This window comes from Paenibacillus sp. EB106-06-01-XG199 (assembly GCF_058791575.1).
In genome coordinates this window covers 510,809-531,103 of record NZ_JBYTDQ010000001.1, presented here as the reverse complement: position 1 = coordinate 531,103, position 20,295 = coordinate 510,809, and the positions used below count along the sequence as shown (strand labels likewise).

The following is a 20,295-nucleotide window of genomic DNA, read 5'->3' as shown; positions in this document are numbered from 1 at the left end:
GGCCGCCGGAGTTATTTCCAAGGGCCGTTTTGTGCGTTTATAAGACTTTGCTGAGGAAATCGCGGGTCCGGTCATGTTTCGGATGGCCGAAGACTTCCGCGGGTGTCCCCTGTTCTACGATATAGCCGCCATCCATAAAAAGAATCCGGTCACCCACTTCACGGGCAAAGCCCATTTCATGAGTGACAATAACCATCGTCATCCCATCTTCGGCCAGCTTCTTCATCACTTCCAGCACCTCGCCGACCATCTCAGGGTCAAGCGCCGATGTCGGCTCATCGAAGAGCATCACATGCGGCTGCATGGCCAGTGCACGGGCGATGGCGATCCGTTGTTTCTGCCCGCCGGAGAGCTGAGCCGGGTAAGCATCGCGTTTATCTTCAAGCCCAACCGTCCGCAGCAGCTGCATCGCAATTTTTTCAGCTTCCGCCGGCTGTTGCTTTTTTACTTTGAGCGGAGCCAGCATGATATTCTGCAGCACCGATTTGTGCGGGAACAGGTTGAACTGCTGGAACACCATGCCCATTTTTTCACGCGTTACATTAATATCATGTTTCTTCGCTGTGATGGACTCGCCTTCAAAGGTGATTTCTCCCCCAGTGGGCTGCTCCAGCAGATTCAGACACCGCAAAAAGGTGCTTTTGCCGGAGCCGCTGGGTCCGATGACCACCACGACTTCGCCTTTTTGGATTTCTAGGTCAATGCCCTTCAGGATTTCCAGCTTGCCAAAATGTTTTTGCAGGTTGTTAACGGCGATCATCCGTATTCAGCCTCCTTTCGAGAATGCCAAGCAGCTTAGATAAAGTAAATGTAAGGATGAAATACATAATGGAGATAATAATCAGCGGTGTAAGCCCCTCATAAGTAATGGCTGTAATATTTCTGGCCTGGAAAAGAAGATCCGCCACCCCGATCATCGAAACAATTGACGACTCCTTAATGATCGTAATGAACTCATTGCCGATAGCCGGCAGCACATTCTTCAACGCCTGGGGAAGCACGATGTAGCGCATGGTCATCCCTTGTTTCATCCCGAGAGAACGGGCTGCTTCCATTTGGCCGCGGTCCACGCCTTGAATACCGGCACGGAAGATCTCGGCCAGATAAGCGGAACTATTAATCGTGAGTGTAATCGCACCGGACTGAATCGCCGAAAATTCCAGACCTAACTCCACTAAGCCGTAATGGATAAGAAAGAGCTGTACCAGCATTGGCGTACCGCGCAGAAATTCAACCCATGCAGTAGCTATAAACCGCAGCACGCTCCACTTGGACATGCGCAGCAGGGAAACTATAATTCCCAGGACAAAGCCGCAGAATACCCCAATCAATGCCAGGAGCAGGGTATATTTTAAACCGGAGAGAAAAAGATTGCGGTATTCATATGCCATATCGAATAAATTCATTGCAGGTCTAACCTCCTGTCTTCAAGTAGGATTTCAAAAAAATAGAAAACAGCGGATCACCGCCATTTTCTGAATAGTGTAACTGTACTCTGCATAACTGTCTTTACTTCTGAAAGTGCCGGAACCCGAGCTTCCTTTATTTGCTTATGGAAAGGTCACTTGCAGCCGATACGTACTCTTCAATTTTGCCGTCTGCCGTCAAACGTTTCAAGGTTGCATTCACTTGATCCAGCAATTCTGTATTGCCTTTCTTCACTCCGATAACGTATCCGTCATCTTCTACCACAGGTTTGGCGTCAGTAATGACGAGGCCCTTCACGTTCTTCACGAACGATTCGGCAACAGGCCCTTCCATAATAGAAGCATCTACACGGTTAGATTGCAGCTGCATAACAATCTCAGTCATTTTGGTCAGCGAGGTCAGCTTCGCCCCTTCAATTTCTTTGGCGATATCTTCCTGAATCGAACCTGTCTGAATGCCAATCTTGGTATTCTTCAGGGCATCCATAGTAGCAAATTTATCTTTATCAGCTTCACGAACGACAACCGCTTGCTCTGCTTTAAAGTAAACATCAGAGAGGCCGACTGCTTTTGCACGTTTTGGTGTATAGCTCAGTCCGGAGATAACAATATCCACTCTTCCGCTCGACAGCTCATTCAACAGGGAATCAAAAGGAAGATCCCTGATAACCAGTTCAGCACCCATATCAGCAGCGATGTCCTTGGCAATCTCGATGTCAAAGCCTACGATCGTATCCTTGCCATCTATCATTTTATGGAATTCGTAGGGCGGAAATTCTGCGCTGGTTCCCAGCGTCAGTGTTTTGGCTGCAGTTTCGCTGCCCGCGTTGCCATTCGATGCCGCAGTTTTATTATCATCATTGTTATTGGTACCACAGCCGGTCATAAGTCCTACCGCCAGCAGCATGCCTAAAGAAAGTTTACCCCATTTTTTCATCTGTATATCTCCCCTATCCTGTTTTGGTACTCTAAGTTGTGCCTTTGACCGATTTATTATAAATCACTCCGCATGAATATGCAAAGACAAATTTGTGACAAAGCCCCCGTAAATCAAGGTTAGAAGAATATGGTGTAAGCATGCATTACGTTCCCTCATTTTGCACACACCCTGACTTGAAGTATATACTATTTACTATCTCCAGCTACTTCCTGGAATAAACGGAATTGGTTCACAACGACCTCTGGAGTGGTAATAACATGCAAACTGTGTGAAAAGGATGCCTGCGAGGTCAGTTTGTTCGAAGTGGTTTCAATACTGAGAATGCTCACAAACATAAGCTTATGCTTTCGATGTCAGTTTATTCGAAGTGTTTCAATGATGAGAATGCTCACAAACATAAGCTTATGCTTTCGATGTCAGTTTGTTCGAAGTGTTTCAATGATGAGAATGCTCACAAACATTTAGGAGGTGCAGGCCATGCTGTTGGAAGCAATGTACCATGTTCCCCGTGACAAATGGGCTTATGCCTACGATACAAAAACTATACATCTGCGTGTTCGCACCAAACGTGACGATGTGGACTGTGTAGCAGCCCTTACAGGTGATAAATATGATTGGGATCATACTTTTTATGAAATCATGATGGAAAAAGCCGCTTCCGACGACAGATTCGATTATTGGGAGGCTGCGGTCCGGCCTAAATATAAACGGCTCAGCTATACTTTTCGCGTCAGCAAAGGACAGGAAAATGTATATTTGCTTGATAACGGCATCCGTTCGGAATGCCCTCAGCCACCTAACCACTTCTACGAGTTTCCCTATATACATCAAATTGATCTGTTCAAGGTTCCCAACTGGGCCAAGGATGCGGTGTTTTATCAAATTATGACCGAACGTTTCGCCAATGGCGATCCCACCAATGACCCGGAAGGAACCGAAGCCTGGGGCGGAACTCCGAAGCTGGATAATTTTTTCGGCGGAGACTTGCAGGGAGTACTGAATCATCTTGACGATCTGGATGAGCTGGGTATCAATGCTGTATATTTCACTCCGCTCTTCCTCTCCCCTTCCAACCATAAATATGACATCATGGATTATAAAAAAGTCGACCCTCATTTCGGAGATAATGAGCTGCTGAAACATGTAGTCGAGGAATGCCACCGAAGAGGAATACGGGTGATGCTGGACGCCGTCTTCAATCATTGCAGCGACAAGTTCCCGCCTTTTCAGGACGTGCTGGAGAAGGGTGAATATTCGGTTTATAAAGATTGGTTCCATATCAACTCCTTCCCGGCTGAGATAGTCGACGGTATTCCTACGTATGACACTTTCGGCTTTTTTGGCAATATGCCCAAATTCAACACAGCTAACTTCGAGGTCAGAGCCTACCTGCTGGAAGTCGCCGAATATTGGATCAAGGAGATCAAAGTAGACGGGTGGCGGCTGGACGTTGCCAATGAGGTGGATCATCATTTCTGGCGCGACTTCCGCAAAGTAGTGAAATCCGCCAATCCGGAGGCCTATATCGTTGGGGAGGTGTGGAGTGACTCCCTTACGTGGCTGCTGGGCGATCAGTTCGACTCGGTGATGAACTACCCGTTCTCAGGAACGGTGCTGGAATTCTTTAATGGCGGTATGGATGGTATCACCTTCGGACAACGGATCGGCGCTTTGTTGATGAGATATCCGCAGCAGACAAACGAGGTGGTCTTCAATTTGCTCGGCAGCCACGACACTCCCCGTTTGCTGACGGTGGTAGGAGAAGATAAACGGCGCCTCAAGCTGGCGGTTGTTTTCCTCTTCACCTTTATGGGAACACCTTGTATTTACTACGGGGATGAGATCGGCCTGACCGGATCAGAAGATCCCGACTGCCGTAAATGCATGGAGTGGGATGAAAAGAAGCAAGACCGCGAGCTGTATGATTTTTACCGGATGATGATCTTCCTGCGCAAAGAGCACAAAGCCCTTCGGGAAGGCAGATTCCGCATTCTGGTAGCCTGTGAAAATGACCCCTGCATCGTGTACGAACGTGCGGATGAAATCATTCATTTCACGGTCTGGATGAACAATTCCCCGGAGCCTCGCACGCTTAGACATCCGATGGAAACTGATGACTGGCAGGATGCGCTTACCGGCGAACCGGTTGCCCCGAAAGAGGGGATTATGCATATCTCGCTTGACCCTTATGGTTACCGGATTCTGTGCCGTGCGTTAAATTGAAGAAACAGGCGTCAGCCCATAATAAAACCAGTCAAGCACGATAAAGTGTCTGACTGGTTTTGTTATGCTATATCCACTCGAATTTAATTATTGTGTAATTTTGTTGTATATGTCGATATACTGCTGGGCGGAAACATTCCAGCTGTAGTCACCGGCAAAAGCGTTTTTCGTAACTTTTTTCCAGTGTTCCGGCTTGCGGTAGAACGATACAGCCCGGCGCAGTGTATGCATCATGTCATGTGCGTTGTAATCCTTAAATGTGAAGCCGTTGCCTTCGCCAGTTTCCTCGTTATAGGCATGAACGGTATCATTAAGTCCCCCCGTCTCACGGACTACAGGAATACTTCCATAACGCAGCGCCAGCAGTTGGCTGATTCCGCAGGGCTCGAACTTTGATGGCATCAGGAACAGATCGCTGGCCGCATAAATTTTGCGCGATAAAGCGTCATTGAACAGAATCTGCGAAGAAAGCTTGGTCGGGTACCGCCATGCCGCTTCACGGAACCAGCGTTCATAGGATTCGTCCCCTGTGCCAAGCAGTACAAATTGAATATCATCGTAATACAGCAGCTCATCCAGCACGCGTGTCAGGAGATCAAGGCCCTTGGAATCAACCAGCCGCGTAACCATTGCGACCATCGGAATATACGGAGCTACCGGTAGCCCTAACTCCTGCTGCAGGCCCAGCTTATTCTCAGCCTTCTTCGCCAGATTTGAACGGTAACGCGTAAAGATTTGCGGATCGGTGTTGGGATTGTAGCTCTTGGTATCAATGCCGTTAACAATCCCGCTGAGACTGTCTGCCCGGGAAGAGAGCAAGCCATCCAGACCATATCCATAATAGGCCGTACGGATTTCTTCCGCATAAGTCGGACTGACCGTAGTCACATGGTCACTGTGGACAATCCCGCCCTTCATATAGTTCACGTTACCGTAATACTCTACACCGCTGAAGTAGCTGTCATCCAGGCCAAGCAGCTCACCCAGCACGGAATAAGGAAACACGCCTTGGTATAGCAGATTGTGAATGGTAAAGACAGTGCGCATTTCGCTGTAGAACGGAACATGCCGGTAATGGCCCTGAAGCAGCATCGGAATGACTGCAGCATGCCAATCATGGCAATGCAGCACATCCGGCTGAAAATTAATGGCCGGCAGGCATTCCAGAACCGCCCGGTTGTAGAATGCAAACCGTTCACCATCATCCAGATATCCATAGATGCCGTCACGGCCAAAATAATATTCATTGTCGATAAAATAGACCGGAATACCCTCGTAAATAATCTGTTCAATGCCGCAATACTGATTTCGCCAGCCGACAGGAACATCCACTACGGCTACATGCTCCATTTGCGAAGTGAACTTCTCCGGAATTCCCCGGTATTTTGGCAAAATCACCCGTACATCCACTCCTGCGCCCTTTAGCGCCTTGGGCAGAGCTCCAATGACATCAGCCAAACCACCTGTCTTAACAAAAGGATGGGCTTCGGCTGCAGCAAATAAAACTTTCATTCAGATTCCCCCTTAAATGTACGAATTCTCTATTTCAAGCTTGTTTGACCACCTTGCGGCCGGATTTCTTGAGCACCAGAAATCCAAGTGCCGGAATGGTCAGCTCTATGCTGTTCAGCTGGTTATGCCATTCTTGCTTGCTGCTCTTCATAGGCTCATTGCTGGCACCCGAGCCGCCAAACCGAATATCCTCAGAGCTGAATATCTCCTCATAAGTTCCCGGGCGGGGTACGCCAATCCGGTACTGACGCCGTTCCACCGGCTGAAAATTGATAATTACAAGCAAGGTATCAACGGGTCTCTTGCCTCTGCGGATATAGGACACAATACTTTGGCCATTATCGTCGGCATCAATCCACTGATAGCCTTCCATATCATGATCCAGCTCCCACAATGCTTTTTCCGCCAAATACAGCTTGTTCAGCGCAGCGGTATAGGCCAGCATTCCGCGGTGGCTTTCATAATCCAGCAGCAGCCAATCGAGCTGCTCCTGATCCTTCCACTCGATAAATTGTCCGAATTCTCCACCCATGAACAGCAGCTTTTTGCCGGGATGGGTAATCTGGTAGCCCAGCAGTAACCGGAGACCGGCAAATTTCTGTTCATAAGAGCCTGGCATCTTGTCCAGCAGCGATTTCTTGCCGTGGACCACTTCATCATGAGAGAGCGGTAACGTATAGTTCTCGGCATAGGCATAACAAATTGGGAAGGTCAACAAATTATGATGAGCGGGCCGTACCCCGAAATCATGTTCTATGTAGCCCAGTGTGTCATTCATCCAGCCCATATTCCATTTGTAATTGAAACCGAGTCCCCCTTGATGAGCTGGAGACGTAACGCCAGGCCAGGCGCTGGATTCCTCCGCCATCATCAATGCTTTCGGATAATACTGGAAGATTGCTTTATTCAGCTGTTGTATGAAACGTATGGCTTCAAGATTCTCAAGACCCCCGTTTTGATTGCGTCTGAACTGATGGCCTTGCTTCTCAAAATCGAGCCGCAGCATGCTTGTAACCGCATCAACTCTCATGCCATCTATATGATACTGCTCGAACCAGAACAAGGCATTTGAAATCAGAAAGGAGGAAATTTCCGGCTTGCTGAAATCAAAGGAAAGCGTGCCCCAGCCCGGCTTCTCGGCCAGCATAGGGTCCGCATACTCATATAGTGGTGAACCGTCAAACATTCTCAGTCCATGTGCATCCTTCGCAAAATGGGCCGGAACCCAGTCAAGAATAACCCCAATGCCTGCCTGATGCAGCTGATCAATTAAATACATCAGCTCATGCGGCTCTCCGTAACGGCTCGTTGCGGCAAAATATCCGGTTCCCTGATAACCCCAGGATAAATCATAAGGATGTTCAGCCAGCGGCATAAACTCCACATGGGTATAACTCATCTCCTGCAGATAAGGGATCAGCAGATCGCTCATCTCCCGGTAAGTGTAGAATTCTCCGTCTTCCTTCTGACGCCAAGTCCCGAAATGCATTTCGTAAATGTTCATCGGCGCGTTATAGGGTGCTTTATTCCGCCGCCTCCAGGCAGCGTCTCCCCAACTGTAGCCGCTAAGCTCCGCCACCACTGATGCCGTCGCCGGACGCACTTCAGCCTTGAAAGCATAAGGATCAGCTTTAAGGAAGCTTTCGCCATTCGCTGCGACAATCCTGTATTTGTAAAAAGTTCCCGGCTCTATGCCCGGAAAAAAACGACTCCAAAATCCTGAATCGGGTATCTTATATAACGAGTCCACGTCCTGCGTTCCATCCCAGCCGTTATGATTACCAGCCAGTCCTACATATGTCGCATGAGGAGCCCACACGGTAAAGCGTACGCCGGTCATTCCTTCTTCAGCGGCAATGTGCGCGCCCAGCATCGTATAGCTGCGATAATTCGTGCCCTCATGGAACAGGTAAATATCATCAAATGACGGGAGGTTTTCTGCTTCTTGTATGTCAGGCAAATCATCACCACCTTATTATATAGGATGCACCTATAACATTACCCGAATGTTGGGCGTTTGAAAATGATTTTACAAGCAAAATAAGCTTTCACAGAATAAAGAAAATATTCATGTAATCTTTCTTGCGGTAACGCAATATATTTCACCTATGTCGTTTCAAGCGCTTGTGGGGAGTTTATATTACAAGCATTGACAAAAAAATGGGAGGGATAACAAATGAGTAATAAAAAATGTATCGCCATGCTCCTGGCGGGTGGTGAAGGCCGCAGATTGGCCCCCCTGACCAGCACAATGGCAAAGCCTGCAGTCCCTTTCGGAGGACAGTATAGAATCATTGACTTTCCCCTCAGCAACTGTGTGAATTCCAATATCGACACTGTAGGCGTACTGACGCAGTACGAAGCTACTTCCTTGCATCAACATATTGGTGAAGGGGAACCCTGGGGGCTTCACAGCACAACTGATCAGGGGGTCAGACTGCTTCCTTCGGGAGTTGAAGGCCGTGAGAGCTATTCTGGAACAGCTGATGCCATTTATAAGAACATTGAGTTTATTGACAATCAAAATCCTGAGCATGTACTGATCCTCTCGGCAGATCATATTTACCATATGGACTATCGAAAAATGCTGGATTACCATATCGACAAATCCGCCAAAGCCACCATCTCGGTAATGGAAGTGCCTTGGGATGAAGCAAGCCGCTTTGGTGTGATGAACGTAAATGAGAAGCTGCGAATTTCTGAATTTGCCGAAAAACCAAAAGTCCCTAAAAGCAACCTCGCTTCGATGGGGATTTATCTATTCGAGTGGAAATACCTGAAAGAACATCTTCTCCGTGATGCCGCAAATCAGGCTTCCAGCCATGACTTCGGCAAAGATGTGATCCCGACGATGCTGGAGGCCAATGATGAATTGTTTGCCTTCCGTTTTGAAGGCTACTGGAGAGATGTAGGTACAGTAGGCAGCCTCTGGGAAGCGCATATGGATCTTCTGCAAGCCGATAATGGCTTTAAGCTCGACAACTCGAAGTGGCCAATGTACAGCCGGGCCCGCCGGACCAAACCCGCTGCAGTTAAACCACGTATGCCGTCGCAGATCAAAACAGCAGATTGCCTCATAAATGAAACTTGCCTTCTGGAAGGCAGCCTGCAGCGCTCTGTAGTGTTCGGCGGCGTGGAAATCGGCAAAATGACCATGATTAAACAAAGCGTTATTATGCCGGGTGTACGTATCGGCCGGGGCGTAGTAATTGAAAATGCAATTATCGGTGAAGGAGCTGTTATCAAAGACGGTGCTGTAATTAAGGGCAGTGTGGACAACATTGTCGTTGTCGGTCCTAATGAGATTGTGGCCGCCAAACCTGTCATTCGTACTCAGCCTTCCCGCCTATTGCAGGAAGTGTACGAAAAAACCGGACGTCTGCGGGCTGAAGGACTTCCTTCTTAAGTTATCAGCATCCCGTCAGTCTCCAACCTATACAAGAAAAAGCAGCAGTCTCTGATAACCGGAGCTGCTGCTTTTTTCTTGTATATTTACTTCCTGTCGCTTTACACTCATAAAGAGCCTATTACAGTAATTCGGGTCCGGTTCCACCCTCTGCTGCAACTGGAGGCTGTTCCTCGGTCAGCGGCAAAATAACAGTAACCTGCGTTCCTTTGCCCAGCTCACTATCCAATTCCAGCTTTCCGTGATGAAGCTCCACAATTTGCTGGGAAATGGCAAGCCCCAGTCCGGTTCCTCCGTTCAGCGCGTCGACCTGGAAGAAACGATCGCGGACTCTGGAGAGGTGGGCTTCGCTGATGCCAATCCCGCTGTCCCTGACAATGACAGCCAGCTCCTCCTTGGAGAGAATGTGGGTGGACAAAACAATGCTGGAATCTTCGGGGGAGAATTTCACGGCGTTGTCCACCAAATTCAGGAATACCTGTTTCAGCCGGTTGGCATCTCCTTTGATATAGATCGTCCCTTCACATTCCAGCAGCAGATGTATACGTTTCTTCTCCGCTTTGGCCCATACATTCAATATCGTCTCCTGAAGCACCACTTTGATATCGATAAGAGCAATGGATAACTTCATCTCATTCTGCTGCAGCTTGGAGAAGTCGAGGATTTCCTCCACCAACCCGATCAGCCGGTCGCTTTCCTTAGATATAATCCCCATACCCAGCTTAGTTTCCTCCGGGTCGTAGCCACCTGAAACCAGTGTTTCGCTCCAGCCTTTGATACTGGTCAGCGGCGTCCGCAACTCATGGGAAATCGAGGAAATGAAATCATCCTTAATCTGATTGCTGCGGATAATTTCATCTGCCATATAGTTGAGTGTGGTTGCCAAATCACCAATCTCATATTTGTAGTCACCTTTGATCCGGGTCGTAAATCTGCCTTTGGCCATCTGCGCCGATACTGCCGTAATATTATTGAGCGGCTTTACGATGGAATTGGCAAGACCGAAGCTGAAGAGCATAACAATAGCCATTACTGCTCCACCGATACCGATGGATACCAAGGTAAGATTCAGCAAATCTGAGTTGATTCTCTCCATGGACGTAAGGTACCTTACAATAAAAGAATCGCGGCCGTTAATGTGCAGCATTTTGGATACCGCCATAACGCTCTCATTCGTCCCTGCTTGTCTGCCTACCCAGCGTCCGATGCTTCCGCCAACCGCTTCTGATACATCGCTGGTAGTAATCGTACGGTCAGGCTGAAATGGCGTAGATCCGGTAAGGATATCACCGTTTAGGGTCAGTATTTCCAATTCCGTATTATCCATATCGAAATATTCAAGCAGCTTCTGAAAATGAACGGGCGAACCCTCGTTGGAAAATGTAAATTTATAGAAGTTTTCCGATATTCCGATCTGGGTAGTGATTTTATTATAAACACTATCGTAATAATACGTCCGGATGGCCAGCAGAAAAATAACCTCAACGAGGAGGAGCGCCACGAAGACTACAAGAATATAGTGCAGTACAATCTGTCTGCGCATCCCCTTCTTGATCATTGTCCTTGACCCTTCCATTTATAGCCGTGTCCCCATACGGTCTGTAGGTATTCGGGTTCTGAGGGATTATTCTCAATCTTTTGGCGCAGCCGGCGGATATTTACATCAACAATTTTTGGATCGCCCATGTACTCCTTGCCCCAGACATGATCCAAGAGCGAGTCGCGGCTGAGCGGCGTGTTTTCTTTTTCCAGGAAAAATTGTACCAATGAAAACTCAGTTGGCGTCAGTTCGATGCCTTCTCCGCTGCGCTTAAACTGTTTAGAAATCAGATCGAGCGTAAACGGCCCCGAATGAAATGAGACCTTTGCAGACTGCTCCCGGTGAACATTGACACGGCGCAGCAGCGATTGTATACGGGCGATCAGCTCCGTAGGACTGAATGGTTTGCTGACATGGTCATCCGCACCGACTGAAAGGGCGTAAACCTTATCCTGCTCCTGGACTTTTGCCGTAAGAAAGATAATCCCAAGCCGTTCATTCGTTTCCCGGATGCGTCTGCACACCTCAAACCCGTCAATGCCGGGAACCATTACGTCCAGGAGTGCAATATCAATATCAGGAACCGTAGTCAGCTTGTGCAGTGCTTCATTGCCGTCAGCGGCTTCCAGCACCTCAAATCCGTTGCGCTTGAGATTAATAACTATAAAACTGCGGATGGATTCTTCATCCTCCAGGATTAATACCTTACTCATCGATTCCCTTCCTTTCTATAGGCGAGGTGATTTTATTGTTGTCGCCCCCGCTTGTGTTCTGCTCAACTTCTCCCCGGTAGCCGATAAACTTATCAAGATCAAATCCCAATATTTTCCATCCACTGCTCTTTACACGCTCCCACTCCGCCGGAGAAAAGAATGAGATTTCTGCAACCGTCTCACCGGTATTAGACAAAATAAATTTAAGTGATTTGTCCTGAACCGACTTGGTATCCACTGTAACATTCTCATGCCATTCCGGTAAAAGATCAATCCTGAAGCGGTCCGACGGATCACGATATTGCAGCGCGGAAAAGGTTAAGCCGTTTTTGCCGTCCCATTTGTAATAAGAATTAAAATAGGGAATCGTTTCAGGATCAAAATATTCCCAGCCCTTCGGCGGCTCCAGCAATCCGATTTCGATAACACCGTCGCCGTCGATATCCTCGCTGACAATCTTCCTGTCTTTAAAGGTCCGGGCATCTCCGGGGATCACCACACGCAGCTTATTATTCTCCATCACTACCACTGTCGTGTATGCTGAGCGTGAATCCACTGCCGAATCCAGTACTATACCTTCTTTATGCTCTGCCACTTTACCTGAGACAATATTGTAATAATTACTGAAATAAGGATCAAGATCGTCAAGCTCATCCAAAACCTTAAAGCCGTCGTTGTACTGATAGGTAGTAATTGTCGCAAACTCATTGCGTTTAAAATATACAACCGTGATGTCTTCAATCCCGTCTTCATTGAGATCATCGACCATATATTTCGTGTAGGGCTGGGAGAGCACTTCCTCCAGTTCTCCGCCGGAATAGGAGTAGACCACCATCCCTTTCTCTACACCGCGTGAATAACCGGCAATGATATTCTGCTTCCCCTCACCGGTTACATCCCTTAAATCAACGGAATCCAATTCCGTTCCGCCACCGTCAAATACCAGCTTCTTCTCCCAGACATCATCCCGCTTCTCCAGGATCATGCCGTGAATCAGTACGGCCTCGTTCTTCGTCGAATAGAAGACGAGCGTCTCCATCGTTCCGTCCTTGTCCAGATCCTCAGTGAAAATAGAGCTGTCATCGTCACTCACCGGACGGATCAGCGAAGCTCCCGCCGGCATGTGGGACGTGATCGCCGTCATCAGCGAAGCCTTGTCGGCAGACAGCTCCGGCGCCTTCATCCGCAAAACAGGATCGCTGATGAAGGTGCAGCCCGACAGTATGGACAGAGAAAGAGCTACCGCCGCCAGACGTCTCAGAACTCGATTATTCAACTTCATCACTCTTTCCTTGTTTCGTGGTGTAATGTTTACAGATGCAAGCGTTCTTGTGATGTCAGACGGCGGCCCTTTACATCATGTTTGATCCGGCCGTCTTCAAGCACCCACAGCCGTGTAGCATAACGTTCCGCCAGCTCTAGGGGCAACACCGTCACTACCGTCAGCCCTGTCTCTTTGCAGAGCTTGCGCAGGGTTTCCAGCACTCCCTCCGCTGTACGCGGATCAAGACCGGTAACCGGTTCATCTGCCAGAATCACCTTGGCTCCGTGAACCAGTGCCCGGGCAATCGCCACCCGCTGGCGTTCTCCGCCGCTTAGCTGGCTTGTCTTCATCTTGGCCTTATCCAGCAGACCCAATAAATCGAGCTCGTCCATCGCGCCCATGTAGTCGTCTGAACGGACCATTCCTGTTACCATCCGCCAGAGGGGTGTTTGTGAGGACTGGCCTATCAGCACATTCTTAAGCGCAGTCCGGTTCGGATTGAGCTCTGCATTTTGCTCCAGATAAGCCCACTCCCGGCGGATCTTCCGTTTGCCGGTAAAGACATTTCCGAGAATATTGACTCCATCCACCCTGAAGTTCCCTCTGTCCCATTTCTCTTTCAGCGCAAGGCAGCGCAGCAGCGTTGACTTGCCGCTCCCGCTGGCTCCCAGCAGTACAACAAGCTCACCTGGTTCTAATTGAAAGCCAATGTCCTGCAGAACAGGCATTTTTTCTTCCCCGACTGCTTTGGCTAAATGTTCAACTGTGATCATAGTTCAGCCTCTCCCTGTCTTTGACTCTACTCTATAGTGTACTCTGAAAGCGTGATCGATTTCCATGCGAGCATCCGTTCTTATCTTACCTCAATTCAGCTGGCGTGGCGAGAATAATAACCCTGCTAAACCGAACAATATATAAAAAGCGCCCAGCAGGACAAAAACACCGCTTCCCCAGCCAAATTCTAGCAGCAGTCCGCCGATGCCCGGTCCCACAATGCTGCCGATACTAAAATGAAAGGAGGAAACCACATTTGCCGCAGGCAGCAAATTGCGCGGAAGAATATCCGCAGCGTAACTTAGACCCAGCGAGAAGAAAGAACCTACCAGACCGCCTGCCGCCATCAGCACAACCAGCGTCAGCAGGAAATGATTACCGGACAGCGGCAGCAAGGTAAAGGCCAGACCGCCACTCACACCGGAAAAGATCAGAATCTTCTTTCGGCCGTAGCGGTCGCTCCATAACCCCAGCGGCAGTTGAAGCAGCAGACCGCCAATACCGGCGAATGGCAGCAGCGCAGCAATCTGATCCGTGCTGTAGCCAATGCGCAGTCCGTACACAGGGAAATTGCTGTTCAGACTAGCTTCCATATAGCCGTAAAGAAGTGCAGGAATCAGGGCATACCAAGCGAGGCTGTAGCTCCGCCCGAAACGCCGCGCTTGTCCCTCCCCATGCTCCACTTTATCCGGGTGAGAATCCGGCAGCTTGATAAGGACCAGCAGCAGCACCAGTACAAAAAGCACAGCGATGATCAAAAACGGTGCAGCCTGGCCATATCGCAGCAGGCTGATCCCAATCGGGCCGAGACTAAATCCGAGTCCGTAGGACATCCCATACAGCGAGAGATTGCGCCCCCGGTGCTCCGCAGGTGTCATGAGCAGCACCCATAGCTGCGCGGCATAGTTAATGGCTGAGTCTCCAATGCCCACAAACAGGCGCAAGACAAACCAGACCTTGATGCCCGGCAGCAGCGGGAACAAGAGCAGCGCCACCAGCACAAGGCTGAGCCCGGCAGCGATCAGCCTCTTGAAGCCGATGGCGCCAAGAACCCGCTCGGCTACCAGCGTCATCGCAAAAGAGCCTACATATAAAGCAGCGGCATTAAGGCCGTTGAGCGAGGAAGAAACCCCTTTTTGCTCCAGCAGAATGGAGAGCACCGGAAGCAGCAGCCCTTGGCTGAGCCCGGCAGCGATAATAACTGTAATTAGAATCATATAATTCCATTTGTTGTTCAGTTTGCTTGTTGCGCTGAGCCGGTCTGACACGAATGAATCCTCCTAAAGGTTTTGTGAGCATATGCTTCCTTAGTCACTTCGAACAAACCTGGCTTCGGAAGCTCAGGGCTATGTAATACAATAGTTAAGCCAACGGACGTGAAACGGCAAACACCGAACATTATAGTGGACAACCCTCTTCAAAACAAGAGATAATATATAGAAGTGACGGATTTCCCTGGGGGTGTATGCTTCATGAGCTATGAACTAAAAATTGATGTCTCGCCTGTATATGAACTGCTGGACAGTTTCATGATATATGTTACCGGTAAATGGATCTCCAATCTGGATATAGGTCCCGACTGGGTCCGTGATCTCGACGGCCGCATACCGCCGCAGCAGGTATCCGCTCTGAAGCAGGCTGCCGAATGGCCTTTTACTGACTATGATGTGCTGTATGCCTGGGCTTATAACCGCGGGCCAGGCTCCAAAGTGCTGCAGTTCCTGGACGAACTGGAGTCCTCCTCACTGGAGGAGCGCTTCGGGCGCCTGTCTCCCCTGTTCCCCGATTTTACGATTGAAGAATGCAAACGGATCAGGGACAGCTATGCTCCGCTTCTTCGCCTTTGGTATGATCAGTACTTCCGTCATGTGGAGCATAAGATTCTGCCGCTGCTGATCGAGGACGCCTCGGAGAAGAAGCTGCTGGAGAGTAAAATGGACCCTGGAGCGCTGATTGAATACGCCTCAGGCGGAGTGGTAGTCGGAGACATCCCGGATTTGCAGACTATTGTGCTGCTGCCTACAGTGCACAACAGGCCGATTAATACGTATTGCTTCTATAATACCTTAATGATCATTCAGTACCCTGTAGATGTGCCTTCTGAAGACGAGGACGAGCCGCCTACCGTATTGCTGCGCCTGACCAAGGCGCTGTCGGACCCGACGCGTCTAAGACTGCTGCGCTATGTGGCTAATGAGCCCAAGACCCTATGGGACATGCAGTCCGATTTGAGCCAGTCCAGTGAAATGCTTATGCATCATTTGCTTATCCTGCGGGTCGCCGGTCTCCTGCGCGTCCATCTGGGCAGTGAAGGAGAAGGCAATGAACGTTACAGCATCCGCGCGGACGGCGCCTCGGATCTTCAGATGTTCCTGGAATCCTATATTCGTTTATAATAACAGTACCAAACAGAGATAAGCGAATGCTTACGAAGCGAGTTTTGTACGAAGCCCGGCCGATAAGTATCTGCTAACAAAACTTTTAGGAGTGAGCGTTATGAAATATTCAACACAGCAAGTAATTTTCGATTTGGACGACACCCTGGTGCACTGCAACAAATATTTTGACCTCATTCTGGGGCAGTATTTCGAACTCATGTCCGACTGGTTCAGCGGCTTCGGTCCTACTACGGGTGAAGTCCGCACCAAACAGGCCGAGATTGATGTAGAGACGGTAAGCACCAGCGGACTGGCCAGTGAAAATTTCCCCAAGTCCCTCATCGCAACCTACCACTATTTTTGCGCCAAATTTAACCGGCCGACCGATCCCTATCAGGAGCAGCAGCTGATGAAGCTTGGACTCAGTGTCTATGATCAGGAAATCGAAGCCTATCCGGGCATGGTGGAGACGCTTGATTCATTGAAACAGGACGGTCATGATTTATATCTGTATACCGGCGGCGACGATACGATTCAACAGCGCAAGATTGAACAGATGAAGCTGGATGTATATTTCAACGACCGGATTTTTATCCGCCAGCACAAAAATGTAGAATCGCTGGAAAATATTCTGAGCAGTTACCCGTTCGAGCGCCAGCGCACCTGGATGATCGGCAACTCTTTGCGCACCGATGTACTCCCAGCCGTGACCGCAGGCATCAACAGCATTTACCTGAAGCAGCAGAACGAATGGCTCTATAACCTGATCGAGCTTCAACGTGAAATGCAGCAATCTGTAGTAACCATTTCTTCCATTCACGAAGTAACCCCGGTAATCCGGACAGCGGCTCTGCGGCAAAATCACGGGTGACAAAAAGACAAGTCCTTGTTACAAATGACATAGGCAACCTCCTGGCAGTGTGATTATACTGTTTGAGAAGATTTTCATCTCATGCAGGAGGTAGGAATGAACAAGAAGAAGACGAACCCTAAGAACGCTTCGGATAACAGACGCTTACTCCCCATGCTGCTGGCTGTAGTTGTGGTTATCCTCCTTGGTGTGCTTGTCTATATCACGACGGGCAACAAAGACGATGAAGCCATAGTATTCGACAACCTGCCTAACTACACGGATGTAAAAGGCACCATCGTGGTTGACGGGCTGAAGTATGAGAAGCAGCCGCATCTCGGAAGCGAAGATGCCAAGGTCAAGGTCATTGAATTCGCCGATTTCAAATGCCCTGCCTGCAAGAAATGGACGGCAACTTATCTGGATACGTTCATTAAAGATTATGTAGATAGTGGCAAAGTACAATTTTATTTCATGAACTTTGCATTTATTGACCGGGATTCTTATCTTGGCGCAAGTGCCGGCGAAGCCATCTATAAGCAGAGTAACGAGAAATTCTGGGAGTATCTTCACAAGCTATATGAGAATCAGGGTGACGAGAGCAAGATCTGGATTACCCAAAAGTTCATCCTAGACTTCGTGAAGGATAATATCGATGGCCTGGACTATGCTCAATTTGAGCAGGATGTTCAGAATCACACCTACATGTATGATGTGAAGGAAGACTTTAAGATTGCCGGCTCTTATGGAGTGAATGGCACACCTAAATTCATGGTGAACGGCGTTCTCCTGCCGAACTCTTCATATGAAACACTGGCCGCTGCAATCGAAGCCGAACTGGTCAAATAAGAAAGTAATGCGTTTAAAAAGAGGATGCGCTCCGGCCGGAAATCATTAGGCCAGGGTGCATCCTCTTTGATTGCTCGTAAGATTTAAACTTTGCGTTTTATTCTACGGTCAGTTGACCTGTGCTCACATCAGAGAGTACCAGTTTGCCCTCTTGCGGCGAGCCGTCCTCGCCGGCAAGCTTCAGCTTGCCTGTTTTGCCTTTCTCAATCAGCGCCTTGACCTGGGCATCACTAAGGGTGCGGCCGTGATTTTCCTTCCAAATGACAAATTTGCAGCCTTCCTTGTAATGGGAACAGCCATACCCTTTGCGGCCCATAAAAATCGTTCCACCGCAGCCGGGCCGCGGACACTTCCCGATGATTTTTGGTCCGTCATCCCCTTTGGCCGCAGCCGCTTTTCCGGCAGCTTCCGCTCCTGACTCTCCCGCCGCTTTGCGGGGCTTCGCCTCAACCGGTTTGCCTGCCGGCTTGCGTGCCGCACCGGCTCCGCTTCGTCCCTTGGCTCCGCCTTTCAAGGATGGCGTCTCCCCTTCAAAGGAGGTTTTGGCTGCCCGGGACTGTACCCGGACTTTGTCCACAATCATCGAGGCGAAGCGTTTGACGTTCTCCATAAACTGCCCGTCCGCCGCCGTGCCTCTGGCGATTTCATTCAACCGCCGCTCCCACTGGCCGGTCATTTCCGGTGACGTCAGCAGTTCAACACCTGCACCACGAATAAGCTCAATGGCAGTCCTGCCCTTTTGCGTAATGGCGATTTTTTTGCCCTGCATTTCCACATAACCCACGTTCTTAAGCCGTTCAATCGTCGCCGCGCGCGTAGCCGGTGTGCCAAGGCCGGAGTCCTTCATCGCGTCGCGCAGCTCCTCATCCTCAATCTGTTTGCCCGCACTTTCCATTGCTTTCAGCAGCGTGCCCTCCGTGTAGTGCTTAGGCGGCTGGGTGTCCTTCTCTTTGACGATCGCATCACTGCACAGTACCTCATCAGCAGGAACCACTGAGAACGGTTCATTCACTTCAATTTCTTCTTCCTCTTCATCTTCCTTGCCTTTGCCCTTGGACGGCTTGGCCTTGTCCTTCTTCTGATCGCCGTAAATCACTTTCCAGCCGAGGGACAGCAGCTCCTTGACCGTAGTTTTGAAATTTTCGTTCTCCACCTCAGTAAGTACGGTATGAACCTTATATTCAGCAGCCGGATAAAATTGCGAGAGGAAGCGGCGCACAATCAAGTCGTACAGCTTGGCCTCATCTGTGCTAAGTCCCGATGCTTTGCGGTTAGTCGGCAGAATGGCATGGTGATCTTCAACCTTCGAGGGATTGCAGATAAACTTATTGCCTTTATGGACCAGATTCCGGTTGGCGCCTTTGACCCATTCGTCATACGATGTTCCTTGCAGGGCGGAAAGCGTCTTGTGCATCTCCGGGATGTTCTGCTCGGTCACATAGTTGGAGTTGGTCCGGGGATAGGAGATCACCTTATGCTTTTCATATAATGCCTGAGCAATATCGAGCGTTTTTTTGGCGGAAAAAGCATGCTTGCCGTTCGCCTCGCGCTGCAGCAGCGTCAAATCATATAACTTAGTCGGATACTCTTTCGTCTCTTTGACCTCATAAGAAGCTATCCTGCCCGGCTTGCCCTTGACCTTGGCGGCCAGCGCTTCAGCTTTGGTTCCATCCGTCAGGCGTTCCCCTTGCCACATCCCTTTGTAGGTCATCTCGTTCTGAGCGAACTGCCCCTCCACTTCAAAAAATTTAAGCGATGAAAAAGCTTCGATCGTCTTCTGGCGGTCATAGATCAGCGCAAGTACTGGAGTCTGCACCCGCCCGACGGACAGCAGCACATTATGTTTGGTCGTAAACGCCCGTGAGCCGTTCATGCCAATCAGCCAATCCGCCTCGCTGCGTGCTCTGGCGGCTTTGGTTAGGTTTTCGTACTCTGAACCGTCCCTCAGCTCCTGGAACCCTTTACGGATCGTCTCCGGAGTCAAATCGGAAATCCACAGCCGTTTCACTGGCTGATTCAGCTTCAGATGCCGCTGTATCAGCGAAAAGATATGCTGCCCCTCCCGCCCCGCGTCGCAGGAATTGACCAATAAGTCGCTGCGTTTGGCCAGTTCACCAATAACTTTCAACTGGTCAATGGTACGCGCATTGGGTACCAGCTTGAACTGCTCGGGGATGATCGGCAAATCATTGATATTCCATTTTTTATATTTGTCGTCATAGGCTTCAGGCTCGGCCAGCCCGATAAGATGTCCAATCGCCCATGTGATGATGTACTGCTCCCCTTCCAGATAGGAACGGTAATTTTTGGCCTTCGGTTCTATTGCGGCGGCGATATTCCGCCCCATATCCGGTTTCTCCGCAATAATGAGTGTCTTCAAAAAGTATCGCTCCTTAACCTTTCATTCTTCCAAAATACG

16 protein-coding genes are annotated in these 20,295 nt (G+C 49.4%); 5 read left to right on the top strand and 11 right to left on the bottom strand.

What is annotated here, in order from left to right; all coding sequences use genetic code 11:
* Positions 1-37: 37 nt before the first annotated feature.
* From AC3WT9_RS02685 to AC3WT9_RS02675, 3 genes are all read right to left on the bottom strand, one after another.
* Positions 38-760, bottom strand: coding sequence for an amino acid ABC transporter ATP-binding protein (locus tag AC3WT9_RS02685; RefSeq protein ID WP_341093715.1), 723 nt, complete (start codon positions 758-760; stop codon positions 38-40).
* Positions 747-1,406 carry an amino acid ABC transporter permease gene (locus tag AC3WT9_RS02680; protein WP_341093716.1) on the bottom strand — a complete coding sequence of 220 codons (660 nt, stop codon included), beginning with the start codon at positions 1,404-1,406 and terminating at the stop codon, positions 747-749. Before AC3WT9_RS02680 ends, AC3WT9_RS02685 begins: the two co-directional genes overlap by 14 nt.
* 136 nt (positions 1,407-1,542) lie before the next feature.
* Positions 1,543-2,364: a transporter substrate-binding domain-containing protein gene (locus tag AC3WT9_RS02675; RefSeq protein ID WP_341093717.1), complete on the bottom strand. Its 822-nt coding sequence runs from the start codon at positions 2,362-2,364 to the stop codon at positions 1,543-1,545.
* A gap of 480 nt (positions 2,365-2,844) precedes the next feature.
* Here AC3WT9_RS02675 and AC3WT9_RS02670 point away from each other — a divergent pair, with 480 nt between their 5' ends.
* Positions 2,845-4,590 (top strand): alpha-glycosidase, encoded by a 1,746-nt coding sequence (locus AC3WT9_RS02670; RefSeq protein ID WP_341093719.1) that lies wholly within the window; start codon positions 2,845-2,847, stop codon positions 4,588-4,590.
* Between the two features lie 87 nt (positions 4,591-4,677).
* Here the strand turns inward: AC3WT9_RS02670 and glgA are convergent, their stop codons facing one another.
* Both glgA and glgB read right to left on the bottom strand, forming a co-directional pair.
* Positions 4,678-6,102, bottom strand: coding sequence for a glycogen synthase GlgA (gene glgA, locus AC3WT9_RS02665; protein ID WP_341093720.1), 1,425 nt, complete (start codon positions 6,100-6,102; stop codon positions 4,678-4,680).
* A 34-nt stretch (positions 6,103-6,136) separates the two neighbouring features.
* Positions 6,137-7,975 (bottom strand): 1,4-alpha-glucan branching protein GlgB, encoded by a 1,839-nt coding sequence (gene glgB, locus AC3WT9_RS02660; protein ID WP_445935389.1) that lies wholly within the window; start codon positions 7,973-7,975, stop codon positions 6,137-6,139.
* A gap of 303 nt (positions 7,976-8,278) precedes the next feature.
* Here glgB and AC3WT9_RS02655 point away from each other — a divergent pair, with 303 nt between their 5' ends.
* On the top strand, positions 8,279-9,508 hold the full coding sequence (locus tag AC3WT9_RS02655) for a glucose-1-phosphate adenylyltransferase (RefSeq protein WP_341378830.1): 1,230 nt from the start codon (positions 8,279-8,281) through the stop codon (positions 9,506-9,508).
* Positions 9,509-9,629: 121 nt separating this feature from the next.
* Here AC3WT9_RS02655 and AC3WT9_RS02650 read toward each other — a convergent pair whose 3' ends face one another.
* The 5 genes from AC3WT9_RS02650 to AC3WT9_RS02630 all read right to left on the bottom strand — a co-directional run bounded on the left by AC3WT9_RS02650 (position 9,630) and on the right by AC3WT9_RS02630 (position 15,067).
* Positions 9,630-11,066 (bottom strand): sensor histidine kinase, encoded by a 1,437-nt coding sequence (locus tag AC3WT9_RS02650; RefSeq protein ID WP_341097694.1) that lies wholly within the window; start codon positions 11,064-11,066, stop codon positions 9,630-9,632.
* Positions 11,063-11,761, bottom strand: coding sequence for a response regulator transcription factor (locus AC3WT9_RS02645; protein ID WP_038592865.1), 699 nt, complete (start codon positions 11,759-11,761; stop codon positions 11,063-11,065). The genes AC3WT9_RS02650 and AC3WT9_RS02645 overlap by 4 nt, the downstream gene beginning before the upstream one ends.
* Positions 11,754-13,037, bottom strand: coding sequence for a hypothetical protein (locus AC3WT9_RS02640; RefSeq protein ID WP_341093725.1), 1,284 nt, complete (start codon positions 13,035-13,037; stop codon positions 11,754-11,756). The genes AC3WT9_RS02645 and AC3WT9_RS02640 overlap by 8 nt, the downstream gene beginning before the upstream one ends.
* A gap of 35 nt (positions 13,038-13,072) precedes the next feature.
* Positions 13,073-13,798 carry a phosphonate ABC transporter ATP-binding protein gene (locus tag AC3WT9_RS02635; RefSeq protein ID WP_341093726.1) on the bottom strand — a complete coding sequence of 242 codons (726 nt, stop codon included), beginning with the start codon at positions 13,796-13,798 and terminating at the stop codon, positions 13,073-13,075.
* A 90-nt stretch (positions 13,799-13,888) separates the two neighbouring features.
* Positions 13,889-15,067, bottom strand: a complete 1,179-nt coding sequence (locus AC3WT9_RS02630) for an MFS transporter (protein WP_492407256.1) — start codon at positions 15,065-15,067, stop codon at positions 13,889-13,891.
* Positions 15,068-15,271: 204 nt separating this feature from the next.
* Here AC3WT9_RS02630 and AC3WT9_RS02625 point away from each other — a divergent pair, with 204 nt between their 5' ends.
* The 3 genes from AC3WT9_RS02625 to AC3WT9_RS02615 all read left to right on the top strand — a co-directional run bounded on the left by AC3WT9_RS02625 (position 15,272) and on the right by AC3WT9_RS02615 (position 17,876).
* The gene (locus AC3WT9_RS02625; RefSeq protein ID WP_341093728.1) at positions 15,272-16,195 is read left to right on the top strand and encodes an ArsR/SmtB family transcription factor; all 924 of its coding nucleotides are present in this window, start codon (positions 15,272-15,274) and stop codon (positions 16,193-16,195) included.
* 100 nt (positions 16,196-16,295) lie between these two features.
* A complete protein-coding gene (locus AC3WT9_RS02620; RefSeq protein WP_341093730.1) occupies positions 16,296-17,048 on the top strand; it encodes an HAD family hydrolase in 753 nt (250 codons plus the stop codon).
* 96 nt (positions 17,049-17,144) lie between these two features.
* A complete protein-coding gene (locus AC3WT9_RS02615) occupies positions 17,145-17,876 on the top strand; it encodes a DsbA family protein (RefSeq protein ID WP_341378832.1) in 732 nt (243 codons plus the stop codon).
* Positions 17,877-17,973: 97 nt separating this feature from the next.
* Here AC3WT9_RS02615 and AC3WT9_RS02610 read toward each other — a convergent pair whose 3' ends face one another.
* Positions 17,974-20,256, bottom strand: coding sequence for a type IA DNA topoisomerase (locus AC3WT9_RS02610; RefSeq protein WP_341093733.1), 2,283 nt, complete (start codon positions 20,254-20,256; stop codon positions 17,974-17,976).
* Positions 20,257-20,295 lie beyond the last annotated feature (39 nt).